The organism is Kitasatospora sp. NPDC127111 (assembly GCF_042677465.1).
Taxonomy (GTDB): domain Bacteria; phylum Actinomycetota; class Actinomycetes; order Streptomycetales; family Streptomycetaceae; genus Kitasatospora.
In genome coordinates, this window is sequence record NZ_JBHXTG010000072.1 from 1 (window position 1) to 25,436 (window position 25,436).

Annotated in this window: 18 protein-coding genes and 1 pseudogene; 15 read left to right on the forward strand and 4 right to left on the reverse strand. The window is 73.0% G+C overall.

Annotated features, from left to right (window positions below):
• Window positions 1–50 precede the first annotated feature (50 nt).
• On the forward strand, window positions 51–749 hold the full coding sequence (locus ACFVHB_RS32070) for a hypothetical protein (RefSeq protein ID WP_380329222.1): 699 nt from the start codon (window positions 51–53) through the stop codon (window positions 747–749).
• An 18-nt stretch (window positions 750–767) separates the two neighbouring features.
• On the opposite strand, the gene ACFVHB_RS32075 is transcribed toward ACFVHB_RS32070, so the two are convergent.
• The gene (locus tag ACFVHB_RS32075) at window positions 768–1,040 is read right to left on the reverse strand and encodes an antitoxin (RefSeq protein ID WP_380329224.1); all 273 of its coding nucleotides are present in this window, start codon (window positions 1,038–1,040) and stop codon (window positions 768–770) included.
• Window positions 1,041–1,188: 148 nt separating this feature from the next.
• Here ACFVHB_RS32075 and miaA point away from each other — a divergent pair, with 148 nt between their 5' ends.
• The 5 genes from miaA to hflX all read left to right on the forward strand — a co-directional run bounded on the left by miaA (window position 1,189) and on the right by hflX (window position 8,141).
• Entirely contained in the window at window positions 1,189–2,133 is a 945-nt protein-coding gene (miaA, locus tag ACFVHB_RS32080; protein WP_380329226.1) for a tRNA (adenosine(37)-N6)-dimethylallyltransferase MiaA, read from the forward strand.
• 229 nt (window positions 2,134–2,362) lie between these two features.
• Window positions 2,363–2,887: a hypothetical protein gene (locus ACFVHB_RS32085; protein WP_380329228.1), complete on the forward strand. Its 525-nt coding sequence runs from the start codon at window positions 2,363–2,365 to the stop codon at window positions 2,885–2,887.
• A 60-nt stretch (window positions 2,888–2,947) separates the two neighbouring features.
• On the forward strand, window positions 2,948–3,856 hold the full coding sequence (dapF, locus tag ACFVHB_RS32090; protein WP_380329230.1) for a diaminopimelate epimerase: 909 nt from the start codon (window positions 2,948–2,950) through the stop codon (window positions 3,854–3,856).
• A 307-nt stretch (window positions 3,857–4,163) separates the two neighbouring features.
• Window positions 4,164–6,518, forward strand: coding sequence for a RelA/SpoT family protein (locus tag ACFVHB_RS32095; protein ID WP_380329232.1), 2,355 nt, complete (start codon window positions 4,164–4,166; stop codon window positions 6,516–6,518).
• 111 nt (window positions 6,519–6,629) lie between these two features.
• A complete protein-coding gene (gene hflX, locus ACFVHB_RS32100; protein ID WP_380329234.1) occupies window positions 6,630–8,141 on the forward strand; it encodes a GTPase HflX in 1,512 nt (503 codons plus the stop codon).
• A gap of 143 nt (window positions 8,142–8,284) precedes the next feature.
• On the opposite strand, the gene ACFVHB_RS32105 is transcribed toward hflX, so the two are convergent.
• Both ACFVHB_RS32105 and ACFVHB_RS32110 read right to left on the reverse strand, forming a co-directional pair.
• A complete protein-coding gene (locus ACFVHB_RS32105) occupies window positions 8,285–9,445 on the reverse strand; it encodes a trypsin-like serine peptidase (protein ID WP_380329236.1) in 1,161 nt (386 codons plus the stop codon).
• Window positions 9,446–9,483: 38 nt separating this feature from the next.
• Complete coding sequence (locus ACFVHB_RS32110; RefSeq protein WP_380329238.1) at window positions 9,484–10,647, reverse strand: hypothetical protein; 1,164 nt, start codon at window positions 10,645–10,647, stop codon at window positions 9,484–9,486.
• Between the two features lie 342 nt (window positions 10,648–10,989).
• On the opposite strand from ACFVHB_RS32110, the gene ACFVHB_RS32115 reads away from it, so the two are divergent.
• The 5 genes from ACFVHB_RS32115 to ACFVHB_RS32135 all read left to right on the forward strand — a co-directional run bounded on the left by ACFVHB_RS32115 (window position 10,990) and on the right by ACFVHB_RS32135 (window position 19,010).
• Window positions 10,990–12,936: an IucA/IucC family protein gene (locus ACFVHB_RS32115; RefSeq protein ID WP_380329240.1), complete on the forward strand. Its 1,947-nt coding sequence runs from the start codon at window positions 10,990–10,992 to the stop codon at window positions 12,934–12,936.
• The gene (locus ACFVHB_RS32120; RefSeq protein WP_380329242.1) at window positions 12,933–13,505 is read left to right on the forward strand and encodes a GNAT family N-acetyltransferase; all 573 of its coding nucleotides are present in this window, start codon (window positions 12,933–12,935) and stop codon (window positions 13,503–13,505) included. The genes ACFVHB_RS32115 and ACFVHB_RS32120 overlap by 4 nt, the downstream gene beginning before the upstream one ends.
• 122 nt (window positions 13,506–13,627) lie before the next feature.
• Window positions 13,628–15,067, forward strand: coding sequence for a lysine N(6)-hydroxylase/L-ornithine N(5)-oxygenase family protein (locus ACFVHB_RS32125; RefSeq protein ID WP_380329244.1), 1,440 nt, complete (start codon window positions 13,628–13,630; stop codon window positions 15,065–15,067).
• Complete coding sequence (locus ACFVHB_RS32130) at window positions 15,045–16,871, forward strand: IucA/IucC family protein (RefSeq protein ID WP_380329246.1); 1,827 nt, start codon at window positions 15,045–15,047, stop codon at window positions 16,869–16,871. The genes ACFVHB_RS32125 and ACFVHB_RS32130 overlap by 23 nt, the downstream gene beginning before the upstream one ends.
• A gap of 12 nt (window positions 16,872–16,883) precedes the next feature.
• On the forward strand, window positions 16,884–19,010 hold the full coding sequence (locus ACFVHB_RS32135) for an ATP-dependent DNA helicase (RefSeq protein ID WP_380329248.1): 2,127 nt from the start codon (window positions 16,884–16,886) through the stop codon (window positions 19,008–19,010).
• A 179-nt stretch (window positions 19,011–19,189) separates the two neighbouring features.
• On the opposite strand, the gene lexA is transcribed toward ACFVHB_RS32135, so the two are convergent.
• Window positions 19,190–19,852 (reverse strand): transcriptional repressor LexA, encoded by a 663-nt coding sequence (lexA, locus tag ACFVHB_RS32140; RefSeq protein WP_224281048.1) that lies wholly within the window; start codon window positions 19,850–19,852, stop codon window positions 19,190–19,192.
• A gap of 562 nt (window positions 19,853–20,414) precedes the next feature.
• Here lexA and nrdR point away from each other — a divergent pair.
• The 4 genes and pseudogenes from nrdR to ACFVHB_RS32160 all read left to right on the forward strand — a co-directional run bounded on the left by nrdR (window position 20,415) and on the right by ACFVHB_RS32160 (window position 25,336).
• The gene (nrdR, locus tag ACFVHB_RS32145) at window positions 20,415–20,912 is read left to right on the forward strand and encodes a transcriptional regulator NrdR (protein ID WP_380329250.1); all 498 of its coding nucleotides are present in this window, start codon (window positions 20,415–20,417) and stop codon (window positions 20,910–20,912) included.
• Window positions 20,913–21,120: 208 nt separating this feature from the next.
• Window positions 21,121–24,003 (forward strand): vitamin B12-dependent ribonucleotide reductase, encoded by a 2,883-nt coding sequence (locus ACFVHB_RS32150; protein ID WP_380329252.1) that lies wholly within the window; start codon window positions 21,121–21,123, stop codon window positions 24,001–24,003.
• A gap of 116 nt (window positions 24,004–24,119) precedes the next feature.
• Window positions 24,120–24,434 (forward strand): annotated as a pseudogene (locus ACFVHB_RS32155) (DnaB-like helicase C-terminal domain-containing protein); the annotation flags it as partial.
• Window positions 24,435–24,616: 182 nt separating this feature from the next.
• Window positions 24,617–25,336, forward strand: coding sequence for a hypothetical protein (locus tag ACFVHB_RS32160; RefSeq protein WP_380329254.1), 720 nt, complete (start codon window positions 24,617–24,619; stop codon window positions 25,334–25,336).
• Window positions 25,337–25,436 lie beyond the last annotated feature (100 nt).

The following is a 25,436-nucleotide window of genomic DNA, read 5'->3' on the forward strand; positions in this document are numbered from 1 at the left end:
GGACTCCACGTCCCGCCGGGCCGCCGTCGTTCTTGGCTAGAGTGATCCACATGCTGGTTGCCGCCGCCGTCTGCCCCTGTCCGCCGCTGCTCGTCCCGGAGGTCGCCGCCGGTGCGGCCGCCGAGCTGGAGCCGCTGCGCGCGGCCTGCGACGAGGCGCTGGCCGCGCTGCTGGCGGCCGGGCCGGAGCTGCTCGTGGTGGTCGGGACGGGGCCGGAGGCCGAGGTGTGGACCGAGGGCGGAGCCGGCTCCTTCCACCGCTACGGGGTGCCGCTGGTGGTCAAGCTGCCGGCCGGCCGGGTCGAGGGCCCGGAGCTGGCGCCCTCGCTCACCGTCGGCGCCTGGCTGCTGGAGCGGGCCGGGGCGACCCTGCCGACGCACGCCTGCTCGGTGCCCGCCGACGCGCCCGCCGACCGGATGCTGGGCCTGGGCCAGGGGCTGGCCGGGCTGGCCGACAAGGTCGGGCTGCTGGTGATGGGCGACGGCAGCGCCTGCCGCTCGCTGAAGGCACCCGGCTACCTGGACGAGCGGGCCGAGGGCTTCGACGCGGCGCTCGCCGACGCGCTGGGCTCGGCGGACCTGGCGGCGCTGGCCGCCCTGGACCGGGGCCTGGCCGCCGAGCTGAAGGCCGAGGGCCGCGCCCCCTGGCAGGTGCTGGCCGGTGCCGCGGAGGGCGCGGGCCTCACCGCGCGACTCGGCTACCAGGACGCCCCGTACGGCGTCGGGTACTTCGTGGCGTCCTGGAGCTGAGCACCCCGGCCCGGGCGGTCAGGCCGGCGGCCCGCCGGGGCTCCGGTCGGCCCCGGGCTGCTCGGGCTGCTCGGGCTGCCCGGGCTTGTGGGCGAAGTCGTCCACGGCGTGCTTGGCCTTGCTGGTGCCGTGCTCGATCTTCTCGCTGTACTTGCCCTTGGTCGCCTTGTCGATCGCGTTGCCGGCCTTGTCCACGACGTGGTCGATCTGCTCGTTGTGCTTGCCGGCCAGCTCGCTGGCCTTCTCCTTGAGCTCCTCGGCCTTGCCCTTGAGGTTGTCCATCAGGCCCATGACGTCCTCACCTTCTTCCTCTCCTCTCGGTCAACGACCGTTGCGCTCGAACCGTTCGCAACGGCCCTCACCGGTCCATCGTGGCCCGTCCGCCCGGGGGCGGGGGGACAGGTCACCCGCGTGGCGGCGGGTTTGGGAGACTTGTTCGGTGAGCACCTCCCGTACCCCCCGTGTCGTCTCCGTCGTCGGCGCCACCGCCGCCGGCAAGTCCGACCTGGCCGTGGCCATCGCCCGCAGCCTCGGCGGCGAGGTGATCAACACCGACTCGATGCAGCTCTACCGCGGCATGGACATCGGCACCGCCAAGCTCACCCCGGCCGAGCGCGGCGGCGTCCCGCACCACCTGCTGGACATCTGGGACGTCACGGAGGCCGCCAGCGTCGCCGAGTACCAGCGGCTCGCCCGGGCCGAGATGGACCGGCTGCTCGCGGCCGGCCGCACCCCCGTCCTGGTGGGCGGCTCCGGGCTGTACGTGCGGGCGGCGATCGACGAGATGGAGTTCCCCGGCACCGACCCGGAGGTCCGGGCCCGGCTGGAGGCCGAGCTCGACCAGGCGGGCCCGTACGCGCTGCACCGGCGGCTGGCGGAGCTGGACCCGGCCGCCGCCGCGGCGATCCTGACCAGCAACGGCCGGCGGATCGTCCGGGCGCTGGAGGTCATCGAGATCACCGGGCAGCCGTTCACCGCCAACCTGCCGAGCAACACCGCGGTCTACGACGCGGTGCAGATCGGCGTCGCCGTCCCGCGTCCCGAACTGGACGAGCGGATCACGCTGCGGGTCGACCGGATGTGGGAGGCCGGACTGCTCGACGAGGTGCGGGAGCTGGAGCAGGCCGGCCTGCGGGAGGGCAGGACCGCCTCCCGGGCGCTCGGCTACCAGCAGGTGCTGGACCACTTCGCCGGCGAGTGCACCGAGGACGAGGCCCGGGCCGAAACCGTCCGGGCGACCAAGCGGTTCGCCCGGCGCCAGGAGTCCTGGTTCCGCCGGGACGACCGGATCCACTGGCTCTCCCGCCCGGCCGGCGCCGACCCCGCCGAGCTGCTCGCCCGCTCGCTGGAGCTGATCGAACGTCAGGGAACCGCCACTCCGTAGGCGCGATCCGGCCAATCCGGCGGTGCACCTGCGCGCGCAGCCGGCCGTGCAGGACGAACCGGCGGTCACGGCCCGATCACGTGATGGCCACGGATCACCCGATGACGCCGGTCAGGCCCGGAACGCCCCCCTGGACATGCCATCATCGAGGTCATAAGGGTCGGCCCGTGCGGGCCGACCGTGCCCGGCCGCGAGTCCGCACTCGTGTCGAACTGTCAGGGGAGGCCGCGTGTCGACGGGTACCGGCCCCGAAACCGGCCAGAGCGCCATGCCGATGAGCGGCAGCGCCACGGCGCAGGCCGACGACCTCGACGCGTCGGCCCTGCCCGACCTGCCCGTGCTGCCCGGCCTCGACGCCCCCACCTCGTACGCGGTCGCGCTGCCCGCGCTGGACACCCGCGCCCCCGCCGGCGCGGTGCACGAGCGGGAGATCCGCCCGCGCCGCCGGCTGCGGTGGTGGCAGACGCTGCCGATCGCGCTGCTCGCCACAGCCGGTTCGCTGATGTTCGCCTTCCCGCTCGCCTTCGGCTCGGCCGGCGCCGGCTCGGCGATGGTCGGGATGCTCGGGCTGCTGCTCACCGCGGCCTCGGTCGGCTGGGGCGCGATGGCCGCCCGGCACGCCGGGTACAAGTGGCCGGGCCTGCCGCGCCGGGGCTCCGGCCAGCGGGCCGGGTGGAAGGCGATCGTGATCTACACCCTGATCGTGCTGGCCGCCTGCGCGCTGGCCCTCTGGCGGGTCGTCCACCTGCGCTGACCCCGTCCGCCAGGTGGTCCGCCCGGTCGCCCCGGACGCCGGCTCAGTACCATCGGGAGGGTGAGCGACTTCTCCCGGCAGCCCGCCGGCATCCCCTTCCTCAAGGGCCACGGCACCCAGAACGACTTCGTCATCGTGCCCGACCCGGACGGCCGGCTGACCATCGGCCCCGAGGCCGTCGCCGCGCTGTGCGACCGCCGGGCCGGCATCGGCGGCGACGGGGTGCTGCGGGTGGTGCGCTCGGCCGCCGACCCGGCCTCGGCCGACCAGGCCGACCGGGCCGAGTGGTTCATGGACTACCGCAACTCCGACGGCTCGATCGGCGAGATGTGCGGCAACGGCGTCCGGGTCTTCGCCCGGTACCTCGTCGAGGCCGGGCTGGCGAAGCCGGGCGAGCTGGCGGTCGCCACCCGGGCCGGGGTGCGGACGGTGTGGATCGCCGAGGACGCCGAGGACGGCACGCCCGGCGAGGTCACCGTGGACATGGGCCGCGCGCTGCTGCCCGGCCCGGACGGGATCGAGGTGACCGTCGGCGAGCGGCACTGGCCGGCCCGCAACGTCAACATGGGCAACCCGCACGCGGTCGCCTTCGTCGAGAGCCTGGACGACGCCGGCGACCTGCTGAAGGCGCCGCTGACCAGCCCCGCGACCGCCTACCCCGAGGGCGTCAACGTCGAGTTCGTGGTGGACCGCGGGCCGCGGCACGTCGCGATGCGGGTGCACGAGCGCGGCTCCGGCGAGACCCGCTCCTGCGGCACCGGCGCCTGCGCCGTCGCCGTCGCCACCGCCCGCCGGGACGGCGTCGACCCGGCGGTCACCGGCGAGCCCGTCACCCACACCGTTGACGTGCCGGGTGGCCGGCTGACGATCACCGAGCACCCGGACGGACGGGTGGAGAAGACCGGGCCGGCGGTGATCGTGGCCCGCGGCGAGCTCGACCGGCGCTGGCTGGCCGCGTTCCAGGGCTGACGGCCGCGGGGGCTGACGGGCACTCGGCGCCCGGTGACCGATGACCGGTGACCGGCACTCCATGACCGGCGCTCGGCGACCGATGACCGGCGCTCGGGGCCGATGACCGAGGCGCGATGACCGCCCGCGGCCGGCAGCCGCGGGCGGTTTGCCCATTTCGTACGGCGACGAATCCCCCCGTTCGGGTGATCCGGCTGACGGATGGGAAGCAGGGCGTCGCGGAACGTGCTCTGCTCGGTAGCATGGACCACCGGGTCGATCGCCCCTCGGCAGGGGCAGCAACCGGTGACCGCCGCCGGAGGTGTTGATGACCATCGAAGCCGGGCAGCCCCTGGCGGGGCAGCCGACGTCCGCACGGCAGGCCGGGGCCAGGCGGCCCCTGGGAGGGCTCGGCCGCGTCGCGCTCGGCCGGGCCGGGCGGGCCGCGTTACTGGCCACCGGCCGCACGCCGGTGCCGGACGCGCTGGAACCGCTCGTCCGCGTCCACCGCGAGCACCACCCGCAGGCCGATCTCGCCCTCCTCGCCCGGGCCTACCGGCTCGCCGAGGCCAGCCACCGCGGGCAGAAGCGCAAGAGCGGCGAGCCGTACATCACGCACCCGCTGGCCGTCACCATGATCCTGGCCCAACTCGGCGCCGGGACGACCACCTTGGTCGCCTCGCTGCTCCACGACACCGTCGAGGACACCGACCTGACGCTGGCCCAGGTGGCCGAGGGGTTCGGTCCCGAAGTCGCCTACCTGGTCGACGGGGTGACGAAGCTGGAGAAGGTCGACTTCGGCGCGGCCGCCGAGGCCGAGACCTTCCGCAAGATGCTGGTCGCGACCGGCGACGACGTCCGGGTGATGGTGATCAAGCTCGCCGACCGGCTGCACAACATGCGGACCATCCGGCACATGAAGCCGGCCAGCCAGGTGCGGATCGCCAAGGTCACCCGGGACGTCCTGATCCCGCTGGCCGAGCGGCTCGGCATCCAGGTGCTCAAGGCGGAGCTGGAGGACATCGTCTTCGCCACCCTGCACCCGGAGGAGCACGCCCGGACGCGCGCGCTGCTGGCCGGCCACGAGGCCGAACCGGACGCCCTGCTCCAGTCGTTCGCCCGGACGCTGGCCCGCCAGCTCACCGAGGCCGGGGTGGCCGCCGAGGTCACCGTCCGCCCCCGGCACTGCGTCTCGCTGCACCGGGTGCTGCTCAAGCGGGCGGCCGCGCCCGGGCGGGACGGCCGGCCGCAGCGTCCGCAGCCCGCCGACTTCGGGCGGCTGCTGGTGGTGGTCGAGGAGAACGCCGACTGCTACGCCGTCCTCGGCGAGCTGCACACCTGTTGGACGCCGCTGCCCGGCGAGTTCAAGGACTTCGTGGCCGCCCCCAAGTTCAACCTGTACCAGTCGCTGCACACCGCGGTGGCGCTGGCCGCCGGCGAGGTGGTCGAGGTGCTGGTCCGCACCCGGCGGATGCACCAGGTCGCGGAGACCGGGGTGGTCGCCCTCGGCGACCCCCGGCAGCCCGGCGCGAGCGGCGCCGACCAGACCGGGGACGAGCTGGACCGGACCGACCCGGCCCGCCCGGGCTGGCTCAGCCGGCTGCTGGAGTGGCAGCAGGAGACCCCCGACCCGGACGCCTTCTGGTCCGCGCTCACCGCCGACCTGGCCGGGGACCGCGAGATCACCGTCGTCACCGAGGGCGGCGAAACGCTTCAGCTGCGGGCCGGCGCCAGCTGCGTGGACGCCGCCTACCTGCTCGGCGAGGAGACCGGCCACCGGTGCATCGGGGCCCGGGTCAACGGCCGGCTCACCGCCCTGTCGACCGTCCTCCAGGACGGCGACCGGCTGGCCATCCTCACCGAGCAGGGCGACCCGGCGGCCCGCCCCTCCGGCCCGGCCCCCGAGTGGCTGGCCCACGCCCGGACCCCGGCCGCCCGGCTGGCCATCGAACGGTGGCTGGCCGACCACCCGGCGCGGCTGCCGGTGGTGCGCACCGGCCCCTCGGCCGGCCAGCCGGCCCCGCCCGCGCACCGGGCCGCCGAGCGCGGCGCCGCCCCGGTGGCGGTGGCCGGCCGGCCCGGAGCGCCGGTCCGGCTGGCGCGCTGCTGCACCCCGGTGCCGCCGGACGAGGTCAGCGGCTTCGCGATCCGCGGCGGCGCGGTCGCCGTGCACCGCACCGGCTGCCCGGCGGGGGAGCGGATGCGGGCGGACGGGCGCGGCGTGCTGGAGATCCACTGGCAGCCGGACGGCGCACCGCCGGCCGGGTACCGGGCCACGCTGCGGGCCGAGGCGCTCAACCGGCCCCGGCTGCTGGCCGACCTCACCGCGGCGATCTCCGGGGAGGGCGTCGGGATCGTCTCGGCCGAGGTCGAGCCGCCGCAGGAGCTGCGGGTGCGGCACACCTACACCGTCGAACTGCCCGAGCCGGCCGCCCTGGCCGCGGTGATGCGGGCGATGCTGCGGGTCTCCGGGGTGTACGACGTGAACCGCCCGCACGCCCCGGAGGGCGGCGGCGCCCCGCGCACGCCCGCCGGGGACGCCGAACCGGCGGCGGCCGCGGGAAATGGGGATGACCCGCCCGCACCGGGCGTGCGACCATCATGGGGAATTCACGGCCGTTCCGCGGCGTTCACCGGGCATCGGGAAAACCTGCCCGTGCGGGCCCGCGGTCCCGAGGGGTAGCTCACACCTCGCCCGAGCGGTAGACGGGGCGGCAGCTGGGCAGACTCCCGTGCGTGACCGTCGGGTACGGTCACGCTGACAGGCCTTCCACTCCAGCAGCCAAAGGACAGAATGACCTCCACGTTCGACACCCGCGACCACGCCGACGCCCCGCGCCGCCTCGACGGTCTGCGGGCGGAAGCCCTCATGGACGAGGACCTCGCGGCCATCGACGAGGACCTCGGCCAGCACTACGACGGCGACCAGTACGACCGCAGCGAGCGAGCCGCCCTGCGGCGTGTCGCCGGCCTCTCCACCGAACTCGAAGACGTCACCGAGGTCGAGTACCGCCAGCTCCGCCTGGAGCGCGTGGTGCTCGTCGGCGTCTGGACCGACGGCACCCTGGAGGAGGCGGAGAACTCGATGGCCGAGCTCGCCGCCCTCGCCGAGACCGCCGGTTCCCAGGTGCTGGACGGCGTCATCCAGCGCCGTGACAAGCCCGACGCGGCCACCTACATCGGCTCCGGCAAGGCGAAGGAGCTGCGGGACATCGTCGCGGCCACCGGCGCCGACACCGTCGTCTGCGACGGTGAGCTCACCCCTGGCCAGCTGATCCACCTGGAGGACGTGGTCAAGGTCAAGGTCGTCGACCGGACGGCCCTGATCCTGGACATCTTCGCCCAGCACGCCAAGTCCCGCGAGGGCAAGGCGCAGGTCTCGCTGGCGCAGATGCAGTACATGCTGCCGCGGCTGCGTGGCTGGGGCCAGTCGCTCTCCCGGCAGATGGGTGGTGGTGGCTCCGGCTCGTCCGGCGGCGGCATGGCCACCCGTGGTCCCGGTGAGACCAAGATCGAGACCGACCGGCGCCGGATCCGCGAGAAGATGGCGAAGCTCCGCAAGGAGATCGCCGAGATGAAGAAGGGCCGCGACACCAAGCGCCAGGAGCGCAAGCGCCACCAGGTGCCGTCCGTGGCCATCGCCGGCTACACCAACGCCGGCAAGTCCTCCCTGCTCAACCGGCTCACCGGGGCCGGCGTCCTGGTGGAGAACGCGCTGTTCGCCACCCTGGACCCGACCGTGCGCCGGGCGCAGACGCCGAGCGGCCGGCTCTACACGCTGGCCGACACCGTCGGCTTCGTCCGGCACCTGCCGCACCACCTGGTCGAGGCCTTCCGGTCGACCATGGAGGAGGTCGCCGACGCGGACCTCATCCTGCACGTGGTGGACGGCTCGCACCCCGAGCCGGAGACGCAGCTGGCCGCCGTCCGCGAGGTCATCGTCTCGGTCGACGCGCAGAACGTGCCGGAGATCGTGGTGATCAACAAGGCCGACGCGGCCGACCCGCACGTGCTGCAGCGCCTGCTGCGCCGCGAGCCGCACGCCATCGTGGTGTCGGCCCGCAGCGGTCAGGGCATCGAGGAGCTGCTGAAGCTCATCGACGACGAGCTGCCGCGTCCGGCGGTCGAGGTGCAGGCGCTCGTCCCGTACACCCAGGGCGGCCTGGTCTCCCGGGTGCACGCCGAGGGGGAGCTGCTCTCCACCGAGCACACCGCCGAGGGCACCCTGCTGCACGCCAAGGTGCCGGCCGAGCTGGCCGCCGAGCTGGAGCACTTCGCGGTCGAGCTGACCACCGCGCAGGGCTGAGCGCGCGAGGGCTGAGCGCGCAGGGCTGAGCCCTCGCACGCGCCGACGGCCCCGGTCTCCGCACGGAGACCGGGGCCGTCGGCGTTGCTGCTTTCCGGTTGCCGGCTGCGCTCGCCGGTCGTCGGGACCGCGGGGCCGCCGGGCTACTTCGCGTTCTTCGAGAAGTACTCGAACGCCTGCTTCGCCTGCTCCTGGAGCGAGGGGCCGGCCATGTACTCGGACGGGTTGCGGTTGCCGATCGAGTTGACGCTGATCAGGTTCGGCTTGCCGTCCTTGGTGATGAACCAGCCACCGCCGCTGGAGCCGCCGGTCATGGTGCAGCCGATCACGTACATCGGCGGGCGGGCCGGGTCGAAGGAGAGCTTGGCCGGCCGGATAGCGGAGTCGCAGTGGTTGAGCTCCATGCCGTCGAACGGCCGCTCGGCGGGGTAGCCGTAGGAGAACGCCGAGGTGATCTGCTCGCGCGGGGCGTTGAACCAGATCGGGATCGAGCTGCCGACCGCCTCCTCCAGCGACTTGCCGGAGCCGTTCTCGTTGCGGACCCGGATGATCCCGTAGTCGTACTGGGAGTTGGGGCCGACGCCGCTCTCCTTCACCCAGGTCGGCGAGACCAGCGCGTTCACCGCCGTCCACCGCCCGTACGGCGAGACCTGCTGCTCGGTGTACTTCTTGCCCCGGCTGGCCTGGCCGTCCCGGTTGTAGCCGGGGACGAAGACGATGTTCTTCAGCCAGGTGCCGCCCTTGCCGTCGTGCAGGCAGTGCGCGGCGGTGTAGACGAGGTTGCTGCGGCCCGGGTTGGCCGGGTCCGAGACCACCGTGCCCGAGCACATCGAGTCGCCCTCGGGCGCGGTCATGAAGATCTTGCCGACCACGGCCGTCGCCGGGCTGTACGGGTGCTGCTGCGGCTTGGCGGGGATGGCGGCCGGCGGCTCGTCCCGTTCGACCGAGCTGCCGGCCGACTTGGCCGAGTACTCCGGGGTGGCCCGGCCCTTGGCGTCCTCCATCTTGGCGATCGACCAGAAGTCCTGGGCGACCTCGTTGACGAAGGCGTTGTCCTTGAGGAACCGCGCCCAGTCGTCGAGCTTCCAGTTGGCCAGGTCCTGCAGGCTGGTGGGCAGCCCGGCGCCCGGCTTGCCGGTGGCGGCGGTGGTGGCGGCGGCGGTCGCGGACGGGGCGCCCGCGGCCTCGTCGCTCTTCTCGTTGTCCGGCCCGCAGGCGGTCGCGGTGAGGGCGAGCGCGGCGAGCACGGCGGCGCCGGCCGTCGCGGCGCGGCGGCGGGCTCCCGGCGTGGTGGTCAGTGGCATGGTGATCGGTCCCCGTGGGTCGGTGGCGCGTCGGGCGGCTACTTCTGCTTGCGGGAGATGTAGTCCAGGGCCTGCTTGGCGACCGTCTCCAGGTACGGGCCGCTCAGCGAGGTGTGGTCCTGCGTGCCGATCGAGGTGTTGCTGACCAGGGCGAGCTTCCCGTCCGGCATCGGCGCGAACCAGCCGCCGCCGCTGGAGCCCTGGGTCATGGTGCAGCCGATGGTGTGCATCGACGGCCGCTTCGGGTCGAAGGAGAGCCGCGCCGGCTTGCCGCCGTCGCACTTGTACAGCTCCTGGCCGTCGAAGGGCTTGTAGAGCGGGTAGCCGACGGCGGAGATGCTGAGCTGGTCGCGCGGGGCGTCGAACCAGACCGGGACGGCCGCACCGACCGTCTCCTCCAGCGACTTGCCGGTGTCGTTCTGGTTCTGCACCCGCATGACGGCGAAGTCGTACTGGCTGGCGGCGTCACCGGTGCCACCACCCTCGACCGTCCACTGCGGCGAGGTCACCACGTCCTTGGCCCACCAGGTGCCGAGCGGGGCGAGCTCGGACAGCGGAGCCTTCTTGCCGCCGCTGGAGGCACCGGAGTTGTTGTAGGCCGGGACGAAGACCAGGTCCTTGTAGAAGTTGCCGCCCTTGCCCGGGTGGACGCAGTGACCGGCCGTCCAGACCAGGTTGCTCTTGCCGGGGTGCGCCGGGTCGGCGATCACGGTGGCCGAGCAGTTGCCCCGGCCGCCCTCGGCGCTGAAGAAGATCTTCCCGGAGGGCTGCTTGGTGTACGGGCGGGCCACCGGCGTCGCCTTGACCGCCGGTGGCTCGGGGTCCGTGACCCCGGCGTCGCCGGCCGGCTTGGCGGTGGGCGGCGCCGGGTCGGCGGGCTTGGAGTCGCCCATCTTGTCCGGGTTCCAGAAGTCCTTGACGACCGGGTTGTTGAAGACGTGCTTGGACGCCCACTTGTCCCAGTCGTCGAAACTCCACTTCTTCAGGTCCTCCCAGCTCTTCGGCAGGCCCTCCAGCAGGCTGGTCGGGATGCCCGAGGGCAGGGTGAGGCCGCCGATCACGCCGCCGCCCCCCGCGGCGGCCGTGGCGGTGGCGCTCGCCGAGGCCGGCGGCGGTGCGGCGGTGCCCCCGCCGCCGGCGGGACCGTCCGGGCCGCAGGCGGCCACGGCGAACAGGGTGCCGGCGGCAAGGACCGCGGCCACGGCTGACCGGTGGATCGATGGCATGGTGTTCGCTTCCCCCTGATAGTCCTGTCCGGCGGTGGCTCGCCGCCCTGGAGTCTCCCACTGGCCACCAGGACGGTACCGGGCGGCCCCCGGGTTGCGGACCTGACCCGAGGTCACCGATCTGTGACGAACTCCCGGTTGTCCGGTTGTCGCGGCACCCCCTCCCACCTCAGGGGTGAACAATCACCGCGCTTCACCCGTACGAGTGAGTCGTCCTTGTGATCACCCGTCCGGGATAGGTAACCCTTACCTGACGCGACGGTGCGAGCGCCCGCCGGACCCGCGCGCGTCCGCACCCACGCGCCCCTAGGAGCAGCCTTGAGCACCGCCCTCACCGGAGCCCCGCCCGACGCCCCGGCCCCCTGCGCGGACCCGGACCGCCCGGCGGCGGCCCCCGTTGCCGCCCCCGCCACTGCCGTGGAGGCGGCCGCCGTTGCCGCGGCCACCGCTGCCGCGGTCACCGCCACGGCGGCGGCCGTCGGCACCGCCCCGGCCGGGGCCGACCCGCTGCTGCACCGGGACCCGGCCGGGGCCGACCCGCTGCTGCACCCGGACCCGGCCGTCGCCGCCGAACAGGCCACCCTGGAAGGCCTGTTGCGCTGCTGGGCCCGGGAGACCGGCGCCACGCCCGGCCCGGACGAGCGGCTGCGGATCCCCGTCCTCGGCGGCGCCGCCCGGCTCTGCGCCCCGGTCCGCTACTGGTCCCCGGCCGGCTGGCACCGCTTCGGCCCGGCCACCCTCTCGGTCGGCGAGGGCACCGCCGCCGCCCCGGTCGACGCGGTCACCACCGCCGCGCTGCTGGCCGCCGCGGCCGCCGACCGCCCCGACCCCGGCCAGGTCGCCGACCTCGCCGCCCGGGTCGCCGACTCCGTCGTCCGCACCGCCGACATCCTCGCCCACCGCCGCACCGCCGCCGCCCCCGGCGGCCCGGAGGGCTCGCACTTCCTCGCCGCCGAACAGTCCCTGCTGCTCGGCCACCCGATGCACCCCACCCCCAAGAGCCGCGACGGCCTCGGCCCCGCCCAGAGCGCCGCCTACTCCCCGGAACTGCACGGCTCCTTCCAACTGCACTGGTACGCCGTCGACCGCGAACTCCTCGCGGCCGGCTCCGCGCTGACCGAGAGCGCCGACCGGATCACCGCCGGGCTGCTCGGCGACCGCGCCGCGCTGCCGCCCGGCACCGCCGCGCTGCCGCTGCACCCATGGCAGGCCCGCGAACTGGCGCTGCGCCCGGCCGTCGCCGAGCTGCTCGCCGACGGCCTGCTGCGCGACCTCGGCCCGGCCGGCGAGCCCTGGTACCCCACCTCCTCCGTCCGCACCGTCTACCGGCCGGGCACCCCCTGGATGCTGAAGCTCTCGCTCGGCCTGCGGATCACCAACTCCCGCCGGGAGAACCTCCGCAAGGAGCTGCACCGCGGCCTGGAGATGCACCGGCTGCTGGAGAGCGGCCTCGCCGCCGAGTGGCGGGCCGCCCACCCCGGCTTCGACGTCGTCCGCGACCCCGCCTGGATCGGCGTCGACCACCCCGCGCTCGGCGACCCCGGCGGCCTGGACACCGTGCTGCGCGCCCAGCCCTTCGCGCCGGCCGACCGCGCCCTCTGCGTGGCCGGGCTGGTCGCCGAACAGCCGCTCGGCACCGGCGAGACCGTGCCCTCCCGGCTCGGCGACACCCTGCGCGCCCTCGCCGCCCGCTGCGGCCGCCCGCTGGCCACGGTGACCGCCGAATGGTTCCTCCGTTACCTGGACGCCGTCGTGCTCCCCGTCCTCTGGCTCGACGGACGGGCCGGCATCGCGCTGGAGGCCCACCAGCAGAACAGCCTCGTCCTGCTCGACGCCGACGGCTGGCCGGCCGGCGGGCGCTACCGCGACAACCAGGGCTTCTACTATCGGCAGAGCGCCGCCGACCGGCTCACCGGCCGGCTGCCCGGACTCGGCAGCCGGAGCGACACCTTCCTCGACGACGAGGTGATCGACCACCACTTCGTCTACTACCTCGGCATCAACCACGTCCTCGGCCTGATCGGCGCCCTCGGCTCCCAGCGGCTCGCCGACGAACCGGTCCTGATCGCCGCGCTGCGAAGCTTCCTCGCCAGCCCCCGGGTCACCGCCACCGGCTCCGGGCTGCCCGCGCTGCTGCTCGACGCCGACACCCTGCCGTGCAAGGCCAACCTGCTCACCCGGATCAACGGCATGGACGAACTGGTCGGGCCGGTCGCCACCCAGTCCGTCTACGTCGACATCCCCAACCCGGTGGCCGGCCCGTGACCTCCGCAGCGGGCCCGGCCGACGGCGCCCCCGGCGCGGGCTGGGGTGCCATGCCCACCACCGCCGGCGAGTTCCGGCTCCGCCCCGTCCGGCTGCCCGCCGACCTGGAGCTGCTCGCCGGCTGGATGAACGACCCGGAGATCGCCGCCTTCTGGGACCTCGCGGGCCCGCCCGCCGCCACCGAACGGCACGTCCGGGCCCAGCTCGACGGCGACGGCCACAGCGAACCCTGCCTCGGCCTGCTCGACGGCACCCCGATGAGCTACTGGGAGATCTACCGCGCCGACCTCGACCCGCTCGCCGCGCACTACCCCGCCCGCCCGCACGACACCGGCGTCCACCTGCTGCTCGGCCCGGCCGACCGCCGGGGGCGGGGCCTCGGCGCCACCCTGCTCGCCGCGCTGGCCGACCGCATCCTGCGCGAACGGCCGGGCTGCGCGCGGGTGGTGGCCGAACCCGACGTCCGCAACCGGCGCTCGGTCCGCGCCTTCGAGCGGGCCGGGTTCCGGGCGGCGGCCGAACTCGACCTGCCCGACAAGCGCGCCGCCCTGATGATCCGCGACCGCTGATCCGGACCGGCTGATCCGTGACCGCGGATCCGCGACCCGTCGTGACCGCGGATCCGCGGCCGCGTCACCGCCCTGCCGCCCCGCCGCCCACCCCGAACCCCGCCTAGGACACCCACCACCCCATGGACACCCCAGCACCCCGGCCGGCGCCGTACGACCTGCTCGGCGTCGGCATCGGCCCGTTCAACCTCTCGCTCGCCGCGCTCGCCGAGTCCGTCCCCGGCCTGCGCACGCTCTTCTGCGACCAGCGGCCGGAGTTCCGCTGGCACCCCGGGATGCTGGTCGACGGGGCCCGGATGCAGGTGCCCTTCCTCGCCGACCTGGTCTCTCTGGTCGACCCGACCAACCGCTGGTCCTTCCTCAACTACCTGCGCGAACAGGACCGGCTCTTCCCGTTCTACTTCGCCGAGCGCTTCCAGCTGCCCCGCCGGGAGTACGACCACTACTGCCGCTGGGCCGCCGAGCGGCTCGCCAACTGCCGCTTCGGCACCGAGGTGACCGCCCTGCACTGGGAGGGCGACCGCTACCGGGCCGAACTGACCGACACCGCCACCGGCCGGCGCGAGCGGGTGTACGCCCGCAACCTCGCGCTCGGCGTCGGCACCCGCCCCGTCCTGCCGGAGTCCTTCGCCGCCCTGGCCGGCCACCCGCGGGCCTTCCACTCCGCCGACTACCTGGACCGCCGCGCCGACCTCGACGGCGCCCGCGACATCACCGTCGTCGGCAGCGGGCAGTCCGGCGCCGAGGTCTTCCTCGACCTGCTGCGCCGCCACGCCGTCGACGGCGTCCGGCTGCGCTGGCTCACCCGGACCAGGGCGCTCGCTCCGATGGAGTACTCCAAACTCGGCCTGGAGCACTTCACCCCCGACTACACCCGGTACTTCCACAGCCTTCCCGAACCGGTCCGCGACACCCTGGTCGAGGCCCAGTGGCAGCTGCACAAGGCCGCCAGCGCCGAGACCCTCGCCGAGATCCACGACCACCTCTACGAGCGGACCATCGGCCGCCCGATCGACGCCGACCCGGTGGAGATCACCCCCGGCACCGCCGTCACCGACGCCCGCCCCGGTCCTTGCGGCGGCCTCGAACTCCGCTGCCGGCACACCGACTCCGGCGCCGAGCACGTGCTGCGCACCGACGCCGTGGTGCTCGCCACCGGCTACCGCGCCGCCCGCCCGGCCGCCCTCGAACCGCTCGCCGACCTGATCGACTGGGACGCCGCCGGCCGCTACCGGGTCGACCTCGACCACCGGGTCGCCACCCGGCCCGGGCTCACCGGCGGGCTGTACGTCCAGAACGCCGAACTCCACACCCACGGCGTCGGCACCCCCGACCTGGGCCTCGGCGCCCACCGGGCCGCGGTGATCCTCAACGCCGTCACCGGCCGGACCGTCCACCGGCTGCCCGGCCGCACCGCCTGGACCGGCTTCGCCCCGCCCCGCTCCGCCCCCTCGACCACCGCCCCCTCGACCGCCGCCTCCTCGACCGCCGTCCCCTCGACCGCCGCCACCGCCGTCCCTCGCCCCCAGGAGCTGACCCGTGCCGCAACCGCCGGCCGCTGAACCGCCGCTGTACCTGCCCCCGCAGCTCACCGCCGGGCACTGGCAGCGGGCCGGCCGCGCGCTGCTGGCCAAGATGCTCGGCGAGTTCGCCTACGAGGAGCTGATCACCCCGCTGGTCGGAGCCGCCGACGGCGAGTACCTGCTCCCGCTGCCCGAGGCCGAGTACCGCTTCACCGCCCGCCGCGGCGCCTACGGAAGCTGGCGGGTCGACGAGGACTCGGTGCACTGCACCCGGTCGGACGGCCTCGACCCGCTGCGCTTCCTCCCGTACGCCCGGCACGCCCTCGGGCTGACCGGCGAGACCACCGGACACCTGGTCCGCGAGCTCACCGCCACCCTGATCGCCGACGCCCACCAGCTCGCCACCGCGCTCACCGCCGCCGAACTGGCCGACCTCGGCCACACCGAGCTGGAGGGCCGGCAGACCGGCCACCCCTGGATCGTCCCCAACAAGGGCCGGATCGGCTTCTCCGCCGCCGACGCCGCCCGCTGGGCCCCGGAGGCGCGCACCCCGCTCCCGCTGCCCTGGATCGCCGTCCACCGCCGGCTCGCCCAGTACCGCGGCGTCCCCGGCCTGGCCGAGCCCGGACAGCTCTACGCCCGCGAGCTCGACGACCCGGACGCCCTGCGCGCCGCCCTCGGCCCGGACGCCGACGACTACCTGCTGCTGCCCGTCCACCCGTGGCAGTGGGACGAGACCGTCGTGCCGCTGTTCGCCCCCTGGATCGCCTCCGGCGAGATCGTCCCGCTGCCCTCCGACGGGGACCTGCGGCTGCCCCAGCAGTCCATCCGCTCCTTCTTCAACCAGACCCGCCCCGACCGCTGCACGGTCAAGCTCCCGCTCGCCATCCTCAACACCCTGGTCTGGCGCGGCCTGCCGACCGAACGCACGCTCGCCGCGCCCGCCGTCACCGCCTGGATCCACGGCCTCCGGGACGCCGACCCGTTCCTGCGGGACGAGTGCCGGGTCGTCCTGCTCGGCGAGATCGCCTCCGTCACCGTCGACCACCCGCTCTACCGCGAGCTCCCCGAGGCCCCCTACCAGTACAAGGAGCTGCTCGGCGCGATCTGGCGCGAGCCGCTCGGCCCGGCCCTGGACCCCGGCGAACGCGGCCGCACCCTGGCCGCGCTGCTGCAGACCGGCGCCGACGGCCGGGCGCTGGCCGCCGAGCTGATCGCCCGCTCCGGGCTCACCCCCGCCGCCTGGACCGCCCGGCTGTTCGCCGCCGTGCTGCCGCCGCTGCTGCACTTCCTCTACCGGTACGGCCTGGTCTTCTCCCCGCACGGCGAGAACGCCATCGTGGTCTTCGACGCCGCCGACACCCCGGTGCGGCTGGCCGTCAAGGACTTCGTGGACGACGTCAACCTCAGCGACCAGGACCTCCCCGAGCTGCGCGACGTGCCCGCCGAGGTCGCCGGGGTGCTGCTGCGCGAGGACCCGCAGGGCCTCTGCCAGTTCCTCCACTCCGGCCTCTTCATCGGCGTCCTCCGCTACCTCGCCCCGCTGCTGGAGTCGCAGACCGGACTGCCCGAGGCGGACTTCTGGGCCCTGCTGCGGGCCGAGGTCCTCCGCCACCAGGAGCGCTTCCCCGAGCTGAAGGAGCGGTTCGCGCTGTTCGACCTGTTCCGCCCGGAGATCGACCGGCTCTGCCTCAACCGCAACCGGCTGCTCCTCGACGGCTACCGGGACCGCCCCCACCGCCCGCACGCGGCCCGGCACGGCACCGTTCCGAACGCCCTGGCCCCGGAGGGAACGGCCGCGCTGCCCGGACAGCGGGACCGGATTGTCACCCCCGCCCCGTAGGGTGGGAGGGTCATGACGAACGACTCCGAATCCCAGCTCCCCGCCGACGCCGCCGAAGAAGCGGCCGACGATTCGGCCGCGGTCGAGGCCGTCCCGCGCGCCCGACTGCCCGAGCTGCTGCACGCCGCCGTGGCGGCCGTCGGCGGCGTCGAGCGCCCCGGCCAGGTCCGGATGGCCGAGGCCGTCGCCGACGCCGTCGACCACGGTGAGCACCTGCTGGTGCAGGCCGGCACCGGCACCGGCAAGTCCCTGGCCTACCTGGTGCCGGCCCTCGCCCACGGGGACCGCGTGGTGGTCGCCACCGCCACCCTGGCGCTCCAACGCCAGCTGGTCGAGCGGGACTTGCCGCGCACGGTGGAGGCGCTGCACCCGGTGCTGCGCCGGCGGCCGCTGTTCGCGATGCTCAAGGGCCGCTCCAACTACCTGTGCCTGCACCGGGCCAACGAGGGCACCCCGAGCGACGAGGGCGAGGGCCTGTTCGACCCGGTCGAGGCGATGGGCGGTCCGGCCGGCAAGCTCGGGCAGGAGGTGCTGCGGCTGCGCGAGTGGGCCGACGAGACCGAGACCGGCGACCGGGACGACATGACGCCCGGCGTCTCCGACAAGGCCTGGGCCCAGCTGTCGGTCACCTCGAAGGAGTGCCTGGGCGCCACCCGGTGCGCGTACGGGCAGGAGTGCTTCGCCGAGAAGGCCCGCGAGCGGGCCAAGCTGGCGGACGTCGTGGTCACCAACCACGCGATGCTGGCGATCGACGCGATCGAGGGCGCGCCGGTGCTGCCCGAGCACGGGCTGCTGATCGTCGACGAGGCGCACGAGCTGGTCAACCGGGTCACCGGCGCGGCCACCGCCGAGCTCACCGTCGGCGCCGTCAACCGGGCGGTGAAGCGGGCCGCCCGGCTGGCCAACGAGAAGGCCGTGGACGCCCTCCAGGCCGCCGCGGAGAACTACCACGGCCTGATGGAGACCGCCCAGCCCGGCCGGGTGGAGGAGCTGCCCGAGTACCTGGCGTACGCGGTCACCGCGATCCGGGACGCCAGCCGCCAGGTGATCACCTCGCTCGGCGAGACCAGGGACAAGGCGCTCAGCGACGAGGACGCGGTGCGCAAGCAGGCGATGGCCTCCGCCGAGACGCTGCACGAGACGGCCGAGCGGCTGCTCGCCGACTCCGAGTACGACGTGGTCTGGATCGAGCGCAGCGACCGCTTCGGGATGGGTGCCGCCTCGCTGCGGGTCGCCCCGCTGAGCGTCTCCGGGCTGCTGCGCGAGGGCCTGTACAAGGAACGCTCGGTGGTCCTCACCTCGGCCACCCTCAAACTCGGCGGGGACTTCAACGGTGTCGCCGCCTCGGTCGGCCTGCCCTCGGAGGCCCGGCTGCCGGACGTGCGCGAGCCCGGCGACAACCCGGAGACCGGCGCCGGCTTCGGCGACGAACCGGTGCCGCACTGGCGGGGCATCGACGTCGGCTCGCCGTTCAAGTACCCCAAGCAGGGCATCCTCTACGTCGCCAGGCACCTGGCCGACCCGGGCCGCGACCCGGAGCGCCCGGACATGCTGGACGAGCTGGCCGAGCTGATCGGCGCGGCCGGCGGGCGGACGCTGGGCCTGTTCTCCTCGATGCGGGGTGCCCAGACGGCGGCCGAGGCGATGCGCGAGCGGCTGGACAACCGGATCCTGCTCCAGGGCGAGGACACCCTGGGCGAGCTGATCCGCGAGTTCGCCTCGGACGCCACCACCTGCCTGTTCGGGACGCTGTCGCTCTGGCAGGGCGTGGACGTGCCCGGCTCGGCCTGCCAGCTGGTGGTGATGGACCGGATCCCGTTCCCGCGCCCGGACGACCCGCTGATGAGCGCCCGCCAGAAGGACGTCGAGCAGCGTGGCGGGAACGGCTTCATGGCCGTCGCGGCCACCCACGCGGCGCTGCTGATGGCGCAGGGCGCGGGCCGGCTGGTGCGGGCGGCCGACGACCGCGGCGTGGTGGCGGTGCTGGACCCGCGGGTGGAGACCAAGCGCTACGGGGGCTTCTTCCGGTCCTCGATGCCGGAGTTCTGGTACACCACGGACCGCAACCAGGTGCGCCGCTCGCTGGCGGCGATCGACGCCTCGGCGGCGCCGGTCCGGCCGGTGGTGAGGCGGGGCTAGGCCGCGGCTGTCCGACCCGCCTTTGCGCCGGGGCCGAGCTGGCCCGGGGTGTGGGCGTAGGAGTCCGGGCGCCGGGGCTCGGGTGCCGGGGCATCGGGCACAAGGTGCTCGCAGAGACGCCGGAGGGGCTCCCCGCAGTGCGGTGGAGCCCCTTCCCGGTGCGTGCCGTGGCGCGGGCGTCAGAGGCGGCGCAGGACCGCGACGACCTTGCCCAGGATGGTCGCGTTGTCGCCGTTGATCGGCTCGTACGCCGGGTTGTGCGGCATCAGCCAGATCCGGCCGTCCTCGCGCTTGAGCCGCTTCACGGTGGCCTCGCCGTCGATCATCGCGGCCACGATGTCGCCGTTCTCGGCGACCGGCTGGCGGCGGACGGTGACCCAGTCACCGTCGCAGATGGCCGCCTCGATCATCGAGTCGCCGCGCACGGTGAGCGCGAACAGCTCGCCCTCGCCGACCAGTTGGCGCGGCAGCGGGAAGACGTCCTCGACCGTCTGCTCGGCCAGGATCGGACCGCCGGCGGCGATCCGGCCGACCAGCGGCACGTACGAGGTGGAGGGGCGCCCGGCCGTCTCGGCGGTGTTGGGGCGGGCCACCTCGACGCCGCGGACCTCGTAGGCGCGGGGGCGGTGCGGGTCCCGGCGGAGGAAGCCCTTGCGCTCCAGGGCCATCAGCTGGTGCGCCACCGAGGAGGTGCTGGACAGGCCGACGGCCTGGCCGATCTCGCGCATGGACGGCGGGTAGCCGCGGCGCTGGACGGAGTCCCGGATGACCTCGATCACCCGGCGCTGGCGCTCGGTCAGCCCGGCCTCGTCGGTGCGGATGCCGGGGGGGCGCCCGGGCATCGAACGGGCGGGCGCGGGGTGCGCGTCGTCCAGCGCGGGGGAGTGTTCGATCGGCTGGTCGGGAACGCGGCTCGTGTTGGAAATGGCCGGGCCGGAGAGGCGGTGGTCTTCGCTACGGTCCATGCTGACGTCCACACTCTGCTGGTTCGTGGTGCGCTGCCCCACCTTGAGCTGGGAGTGTTCCTGCACCGGGATGGTGTTGCTTTCGATCGTGTTCACGGCGGCCCCTCTCGACGGCTGTCCTCTCCCTTTTCCAGCCCAACGGCACCTCCTATCGAAAGGTTGCGCCAAACACACGTTCGAGTGAATTATTCGGGAGTTGGCTGACTCGATCAAGGCTTTGTTGTACATCGATTAAATGTTCGACTCGAAGTCGACTCCGGCAGTCTAATCCGGGCCGACACGCCAGGGGTGCCGCCTCCCCCGGAGACCTACATGTAGTGGCTACAGTCCTCACCGTGCCCAGTACTAGTGGTCACGTCGCATGATCAGCTTGCCGAGGCCCGGTCGTCATCGCATAGACTCGACGGGTCCGCACGTCCTGCCAGGGAGGGATCCTCAGGTGCACTGCCCCTTCTGCCGGCACTCCGACAGCCGCGTCGTCGACAGTCGGACCACCGAAGACGGCAGCTCCATCCGCCGTCGCCGGCAGTGCCCGGACTGCAGCCGCCGCTTCACCACCGTGGAGACGGCCGCGCTGATGGTCATCAAGCGCAGCGGCGTCACCGAACCGTTCTCGCGGGAGAAGGTCATCTCCGGAGTCCGCAAGGCCTGTCAGGGCCGCCCGGTCACCGAGGACGCCCTCGCCCAGCTCGGCCAGCGGGTCGAGGAGTGCGTGCGGGCCACCGGCAACGCCGAGCTCACCACCCACGACGTCGGGCTGGCCATACTCGGACCGCTGAAGGAGCTCGACGTGGTCGCCTTCCTGCGGTTCGCCAGCGTGTACCAGGCGTACGACGGACTGGAAGACTTCGAGGCCGCCATCGCGGAACTCCGCGCCGAGCGGCCCGTCCCCGAGGCGGACGGCACCTGCGTGCCCGTCCCCGCCGCCGCGCCCTAGGAGGCCGGCGCAGTACACCGGCCCCACGGGGCCGGCCGCCACACCGGCCCCCTGCGGGGTCGACGCGTGCCCGGAAACGGTGCACGGAACACCACGAACCGTGCGGAAGCAGGCAGGTCGTCGCCTGTCCGCACACCGGAAGAGCGAACCAGCGGTGCCCGGACTTTTCAGGGCACTTTGGGCGTTTGCCCAGGAGGAGGAGCGAGAAGTGACAGACACCACGAGCGGTTCCGCACGCGGGTCGAAGTCCGACAAGACCGCGGCCAAGGGCGCCGGCAAGGCCCCCAAGGGCGGTCTGCGGATCGAGCGCATCTACACCACCCCTGGCGTTCACCCCTACGACGAGGTCCGCTGGGAGCGGCGCGACGTCGTCATGACCAACTGGCGCGACGGCTCGATCAACTTCGAGCAGCGCGGCGTCGAGTTCCCCGACTTCTGGTCGGTCAACGCCGTCAACATCGTCACCTCGAAGTACTTCCGCGGCGCCGTCGGCTCCCCCCAGCGCGAGTGGAGCCTCAAGCAGATCATCGACCGCGTGGTGCTCACCTACCGCGCCGCCGGTGAGAAGAACGGCTACTTCGCCACCCCGGGTGACGCCGAGATCTTCGAGCACGAGCTGACCCACGCCCTCCTCCACCAGGTGTTCAGCTTCAACTCGCCGGTCTGGTTCAACGTCGGCACCAAGCAGCCCCAGCAGGTCAGCGCCTGCTTCATCCTGGCCGTCGACGACTCCATGGAGTCGATCCTCGACTGGTACAAGGAAGAGGGCATGATCTTCAAGGGCGGCTCCGGCGCCGGCCTCAACCTCTCCCGGATCCGCTCCTCCAAGGAGCTGCTCTCCTCCGGCGGCAACGCCTCCGGCCCGGTCTCCTTCATGCGCGGCGCCGACGCCTCCGCCGGCACCATCAAGTCCGGCGGCGCCACCCGCCGCGCGGCCAAGATGGTCGTCCTGGACGTCGACCACCCCGACGTCGAGGCCTTCATCGAGACCAAGGTGAAGGAGGAGGAGAAGATCCGCGCCCTGCGCGACGCGGGCTTCGACATGGACCTCGGCGGGGACGACATCACCTCCGTCCAGTACCAGAACGCCAACAACTCGGTCCGCGTCAACGACGAATTCATGACCGCCGTCGAGAACGGCACCGAATTCGGCCTCCGTGCCCGGATGACCGGCGAGGTCATCGAGACCGTCGACGCGAAGAAGCTCTTCCGCAAGATGGCCGAGGCCGCCTGGGCCTGCGCCGACCCCGGCATCCAGTACGACTCGACCATCAACCACTGGCACACCTGCCCGGAGTCCGGCCGCATCAACGCGTCCAACCCCTGCTCCGAGTACATGCACCTGGACAACTCCAGCTGCAACCTCGCCTCGCTGAACCTGATGAAGTTCCTGCGCGACGACGACTCCTTCGACGCCGCGACCTTCGCCAAGGTCGTCGAGCTGGTCATCACCGCGATGGACATCTCCATCTGCTTCGCCGACTTCCCGACCGAGAAGATCGGCGAGACCACCCGCGCCTACCGTCAGCTGGGCATCGGCTACGCCAACCTCGGCGCCCTGCTGATGGCCACCGGCCACGCCTACGACAGCGAGGGCGGCCGCGCCCTGGCCGGCGCCATCACCTCCCTGATGACCGGCACCGCCTACCGCCGCGGCGCCGAACTCGCCGGCGTCGTCGGCCCGTACGACGGCTACGCCCGCAACGCCGCCCCGCACCAGCGGGTCATGCGGCAGCACGCCGACGCCTCCGAGGCCGCCGTCTCGGTCGACGACCTGGACGCCCCGGTCTGGGCCGCGGCCACCGAGACCTGGCAGGACGTGCTGCGCATCGGCGCGCAGAACGGTTTCCGCAACGCCCAGGCCTCGGTGCTCGCGCCGACCGGCACCATCGGCCTGATGATGGACTGCGACACCACCGGCGTGGAGCCGGACCTCGCGCTGGTCAAGTTCAAGAAGCTCGTCGGCGGCGGCTCGATGCAGATCGTCAACGGCACCGTCCCGCGCGCCCTGAAGCGCCTCGGCTACCAGGACGAGCAGATCGAGGCGATCGTCGCCCACATCGCCGAGCACGGCAACGTGGTGGACGCGCCCGGCCTGAAGACCGCGCACTACGAGGTCTTCGACTGCGCGATGGGCGAGCGCTCCATCTCGCCGATGGGTCACGTGCGGATGATGTCGGCGATCCAGCCGTGGATCTCCGGCGCCATCTCCAAGACGGTGAACATGCCGGAGAGCGCCACCGTCGAAGAGGTCGAGGAGATCTACTTCCAGGCCTGGAAGCTCGGCGTGAAGGCGCTGGCGATCTACCGCGACAACTGCAAGGTCGGCCAGCCGCTCTCGGCGAAGACCAAGACTCCGGAGGCCGCCGAGGCCAAGGCCGAGGCCGCCCCGGCCGCGGTCGAGAAGGTCGTCGAGTACCGTCCGGTCCGCAAGCGCCTGCCCAAGGGCCGCCCGGGCATCACCACCTCCTTCACGGTCGGTGGCGCCGAGGGCTACATGACCGCCAACTCCTACCCGGACGACGGCCTCGGCGAGGTCTTCCTGAAGATGTCCAAGCAGGGCTCGACCCTCGCGGGCATGATGGACGCCTTCTCCATCGCCGTCTCGGTCGGCCTCCAGTACGGCGTGCCGCTGGAGACCTACGTCTCGAAGTTCACCAACATGCGCTTCGAGCCGGCCGGTCTGACCGACGACCCGGACGTGCGGATGGCGCAGTCGATCGTCGACTACATCTTCCGCCGCCTGGCGCTGGACTTCCTGCCGTTCGAGACCCGCTCGGCGCTCGGCATCCACTCCGTCGAGGAGCGCCAGCGCCACCTGGAGACCGGCTCCTACGAGCCGCTGGAGGCCGAGGAGCTGGACACCGAGACGCTGGCCCAGTCCGCCCCGGTGACCAAGCCCGCCACCCCGGCGGCGGTCGAGGCGCCCAAGGCCGCCCCGGCCCAGGCGCACAACTCCACGGAGCTGCTGGAGATCCAGCTCGGCCTCAACGCCGACGCCCCGCTCTGCTTCTCCTGCGGCACCAAGATGCGCCGCGCCGGCAGCTGCTACCTCTGCGAGGGCTGCGGCTCCACCAGCGGCTGCAGCTGATCCCGAGCGGAATTGCATCGAGTGCAGCACTCGGCAGTTCCTGATCTGACGCGCGATCTCTGAGGCGGGGGCGCCAGCCCCAGGCTGGCGCCCCCGCCTCGCGCTTGTGGTGCTAGGACATGTCCCGCAACCTCAAGCTGCTGGCCAAGAAGCTGGAGGTCCCGGTGATCGCGCTCTCCCAGCTGAACCGTGGTCCCAAGCAGCACACCGACAAGAAGCCGATGGTCAGCGACCTGCGCGAGTCTGGCTCGCTCGAGCAGGACGCCGACATGGTCATCCTGCTGCACCGCGAGGACGCCTACGAGAAGGAGTCCCCCCGGGCCGGCGAGGCCGACATGATCGTGGCCAAGCACCGCAACGGCCCCACCGCGACGATCACGGTGACGTTCCAGGGCCACTACTTGCGCTTCGTGGACCTGACCCGGGACTGACGCGGGGTGTAGGGCGCCGTGGCACCTGAGCATTTCCCCCTCGTACTCAGGCAGTAGATGAGCAACCAGACGGAGTCGAGCACTGGGACCGAAGCGGAGCACTTGCGCTGTAGCGAAAAACAGTGATAATGGGGCTGATGTTCGGTACAGTGGCACTGTAAACAGTGGCGGTGGAGGTGAACATGGCGATGGAAGAGAACGGCTTCTTGGAGTACCTCCAGCTGCAGGACGGTGCGCCGGACTTGATCACCAAGTCAGAGTTGATCGCGCGAGTGCGGGCCGAAGGTTTCTCGGTCAGCGATCGCCAGCTCACCTTCTACGTCACCGAGGGACTGCTCCCGAGGTCGGTGCGAGTTGGATCCCGCGCCGGCGCCTACCCCGCCATCGTTGTCGAGCTGGTCACGTGGATTCTGCGAGCTCGAGACGGCGGAGCGCCGATCGAGGCACTGAAGGAACTGCTGCCGGTATGGAAGTTCCTGGTCCGGGCTCGCATAGCTCGAGAGCTTGCTCTGAGCGAGCTGGAGTACGTCGCACGCCAGCACGTGACCTCCTTGGAGGGTTCGCTGGCTGTCGCACGTGTGGTCACCGACGTCATGGCGTGCTACTGCCCGAAATGCCAGGGGGACATGGTCATCGTCGCGAAAAACGGCGACAGGATGCGGATGGGTGATCCGAAGAGCACGGTGGGCTTTGCAGTAGCTCGCATGCTCGATGACGAAGACACCGGACCTAACCCCCGGTGGTACGCGTCGACTCGGGTCAGCTTGGCGGCCACGTATGGGTACTCATCCGACCCTACGACGGTGATCCTCGGGCTCAAGCCGAACGATGCACTGCCCCCAGACCCCGACAGTGAGCCAGAGCCCTGCGATCAGGACAAGGAGCCTGCTGTCCAGACGTAAGGGTCCACGAAGACGAACTGAGGCGAGCCCTGGCAGGCCCGCCTCAGTTGAGGGTCGCTACGCAACCCGTGGTTACACACAGAGCGTACGGCCCTCACTG

Excerpts from the sequence above, each read along its gene's own strand:
- ACFVHB_RS32105 (WP_380329236.1), bottom strand. The coding sequence starts at position 9,445 with ATGCCACTGACCACCACGCCGGGAGCCCGCCGCCGCGCCGCGACGGCC.
- ACFVHB_RS32075 (WP_380329224.1), bottom strand. The coding sequence starts at position 1,040 with ATGGGCCTGATGGACAACCTCAAGGGCAAGGCCGAGGAGCTCAAGGAG.
- lexA (WP_224281048.1), bottom strand. The coding sequence starts at position 19,852 with ATGCCCGGGCGCCCCCCCGGCATCCGCACCGACGAGGCCGGGCTGACC.
- ACFVHB_RS32095 (WP_380329232.1), top strand. The coding sequence starts at position 4,164 with ATGACCATCGAAGCCGGGCAGCCCCTGGCGGGGCAGCCGACGTCCGCA.
- ACFVHB_RS32070 (WP_380329222.1), top strand. The coding sequence starts at position 51 with ATGCTGGTTGCCGCCGCCGTCTGCCCCTGTCCGCCGCTGCTCGTCCCG.
- ACFVHB_RS32135 (WP_380329248.1), top strand. The coding sequence starts at position 16,884 with ATGACGAACGACTCCGAATCCCAGCTCCCCGCCGACGCCGCCGAAGAA.
- hflX (WP_380329234.1), top strand. The coding sequence starts at position 6,630 with ATGACCTCCACGTTCGACACCCGCGACCACGCCGACGCCCCGCGCCGC.
- ACFVHB_RS32160 (WP_380329254.1), top strand. The coding sequence starts at position 24,617 with ATGGCGATGGAAGAGAACGGCTTCTTGGAGTACCTCCAGCTGCAGGAC.
- ACFVHB_RS32125 (WP_380329244.1), top strand. The coding sequence starts at position 13,628 with ATGGACACCCCAGCACCCCGGCCGGCGCCGTACGACCTGCTCGGCGTC.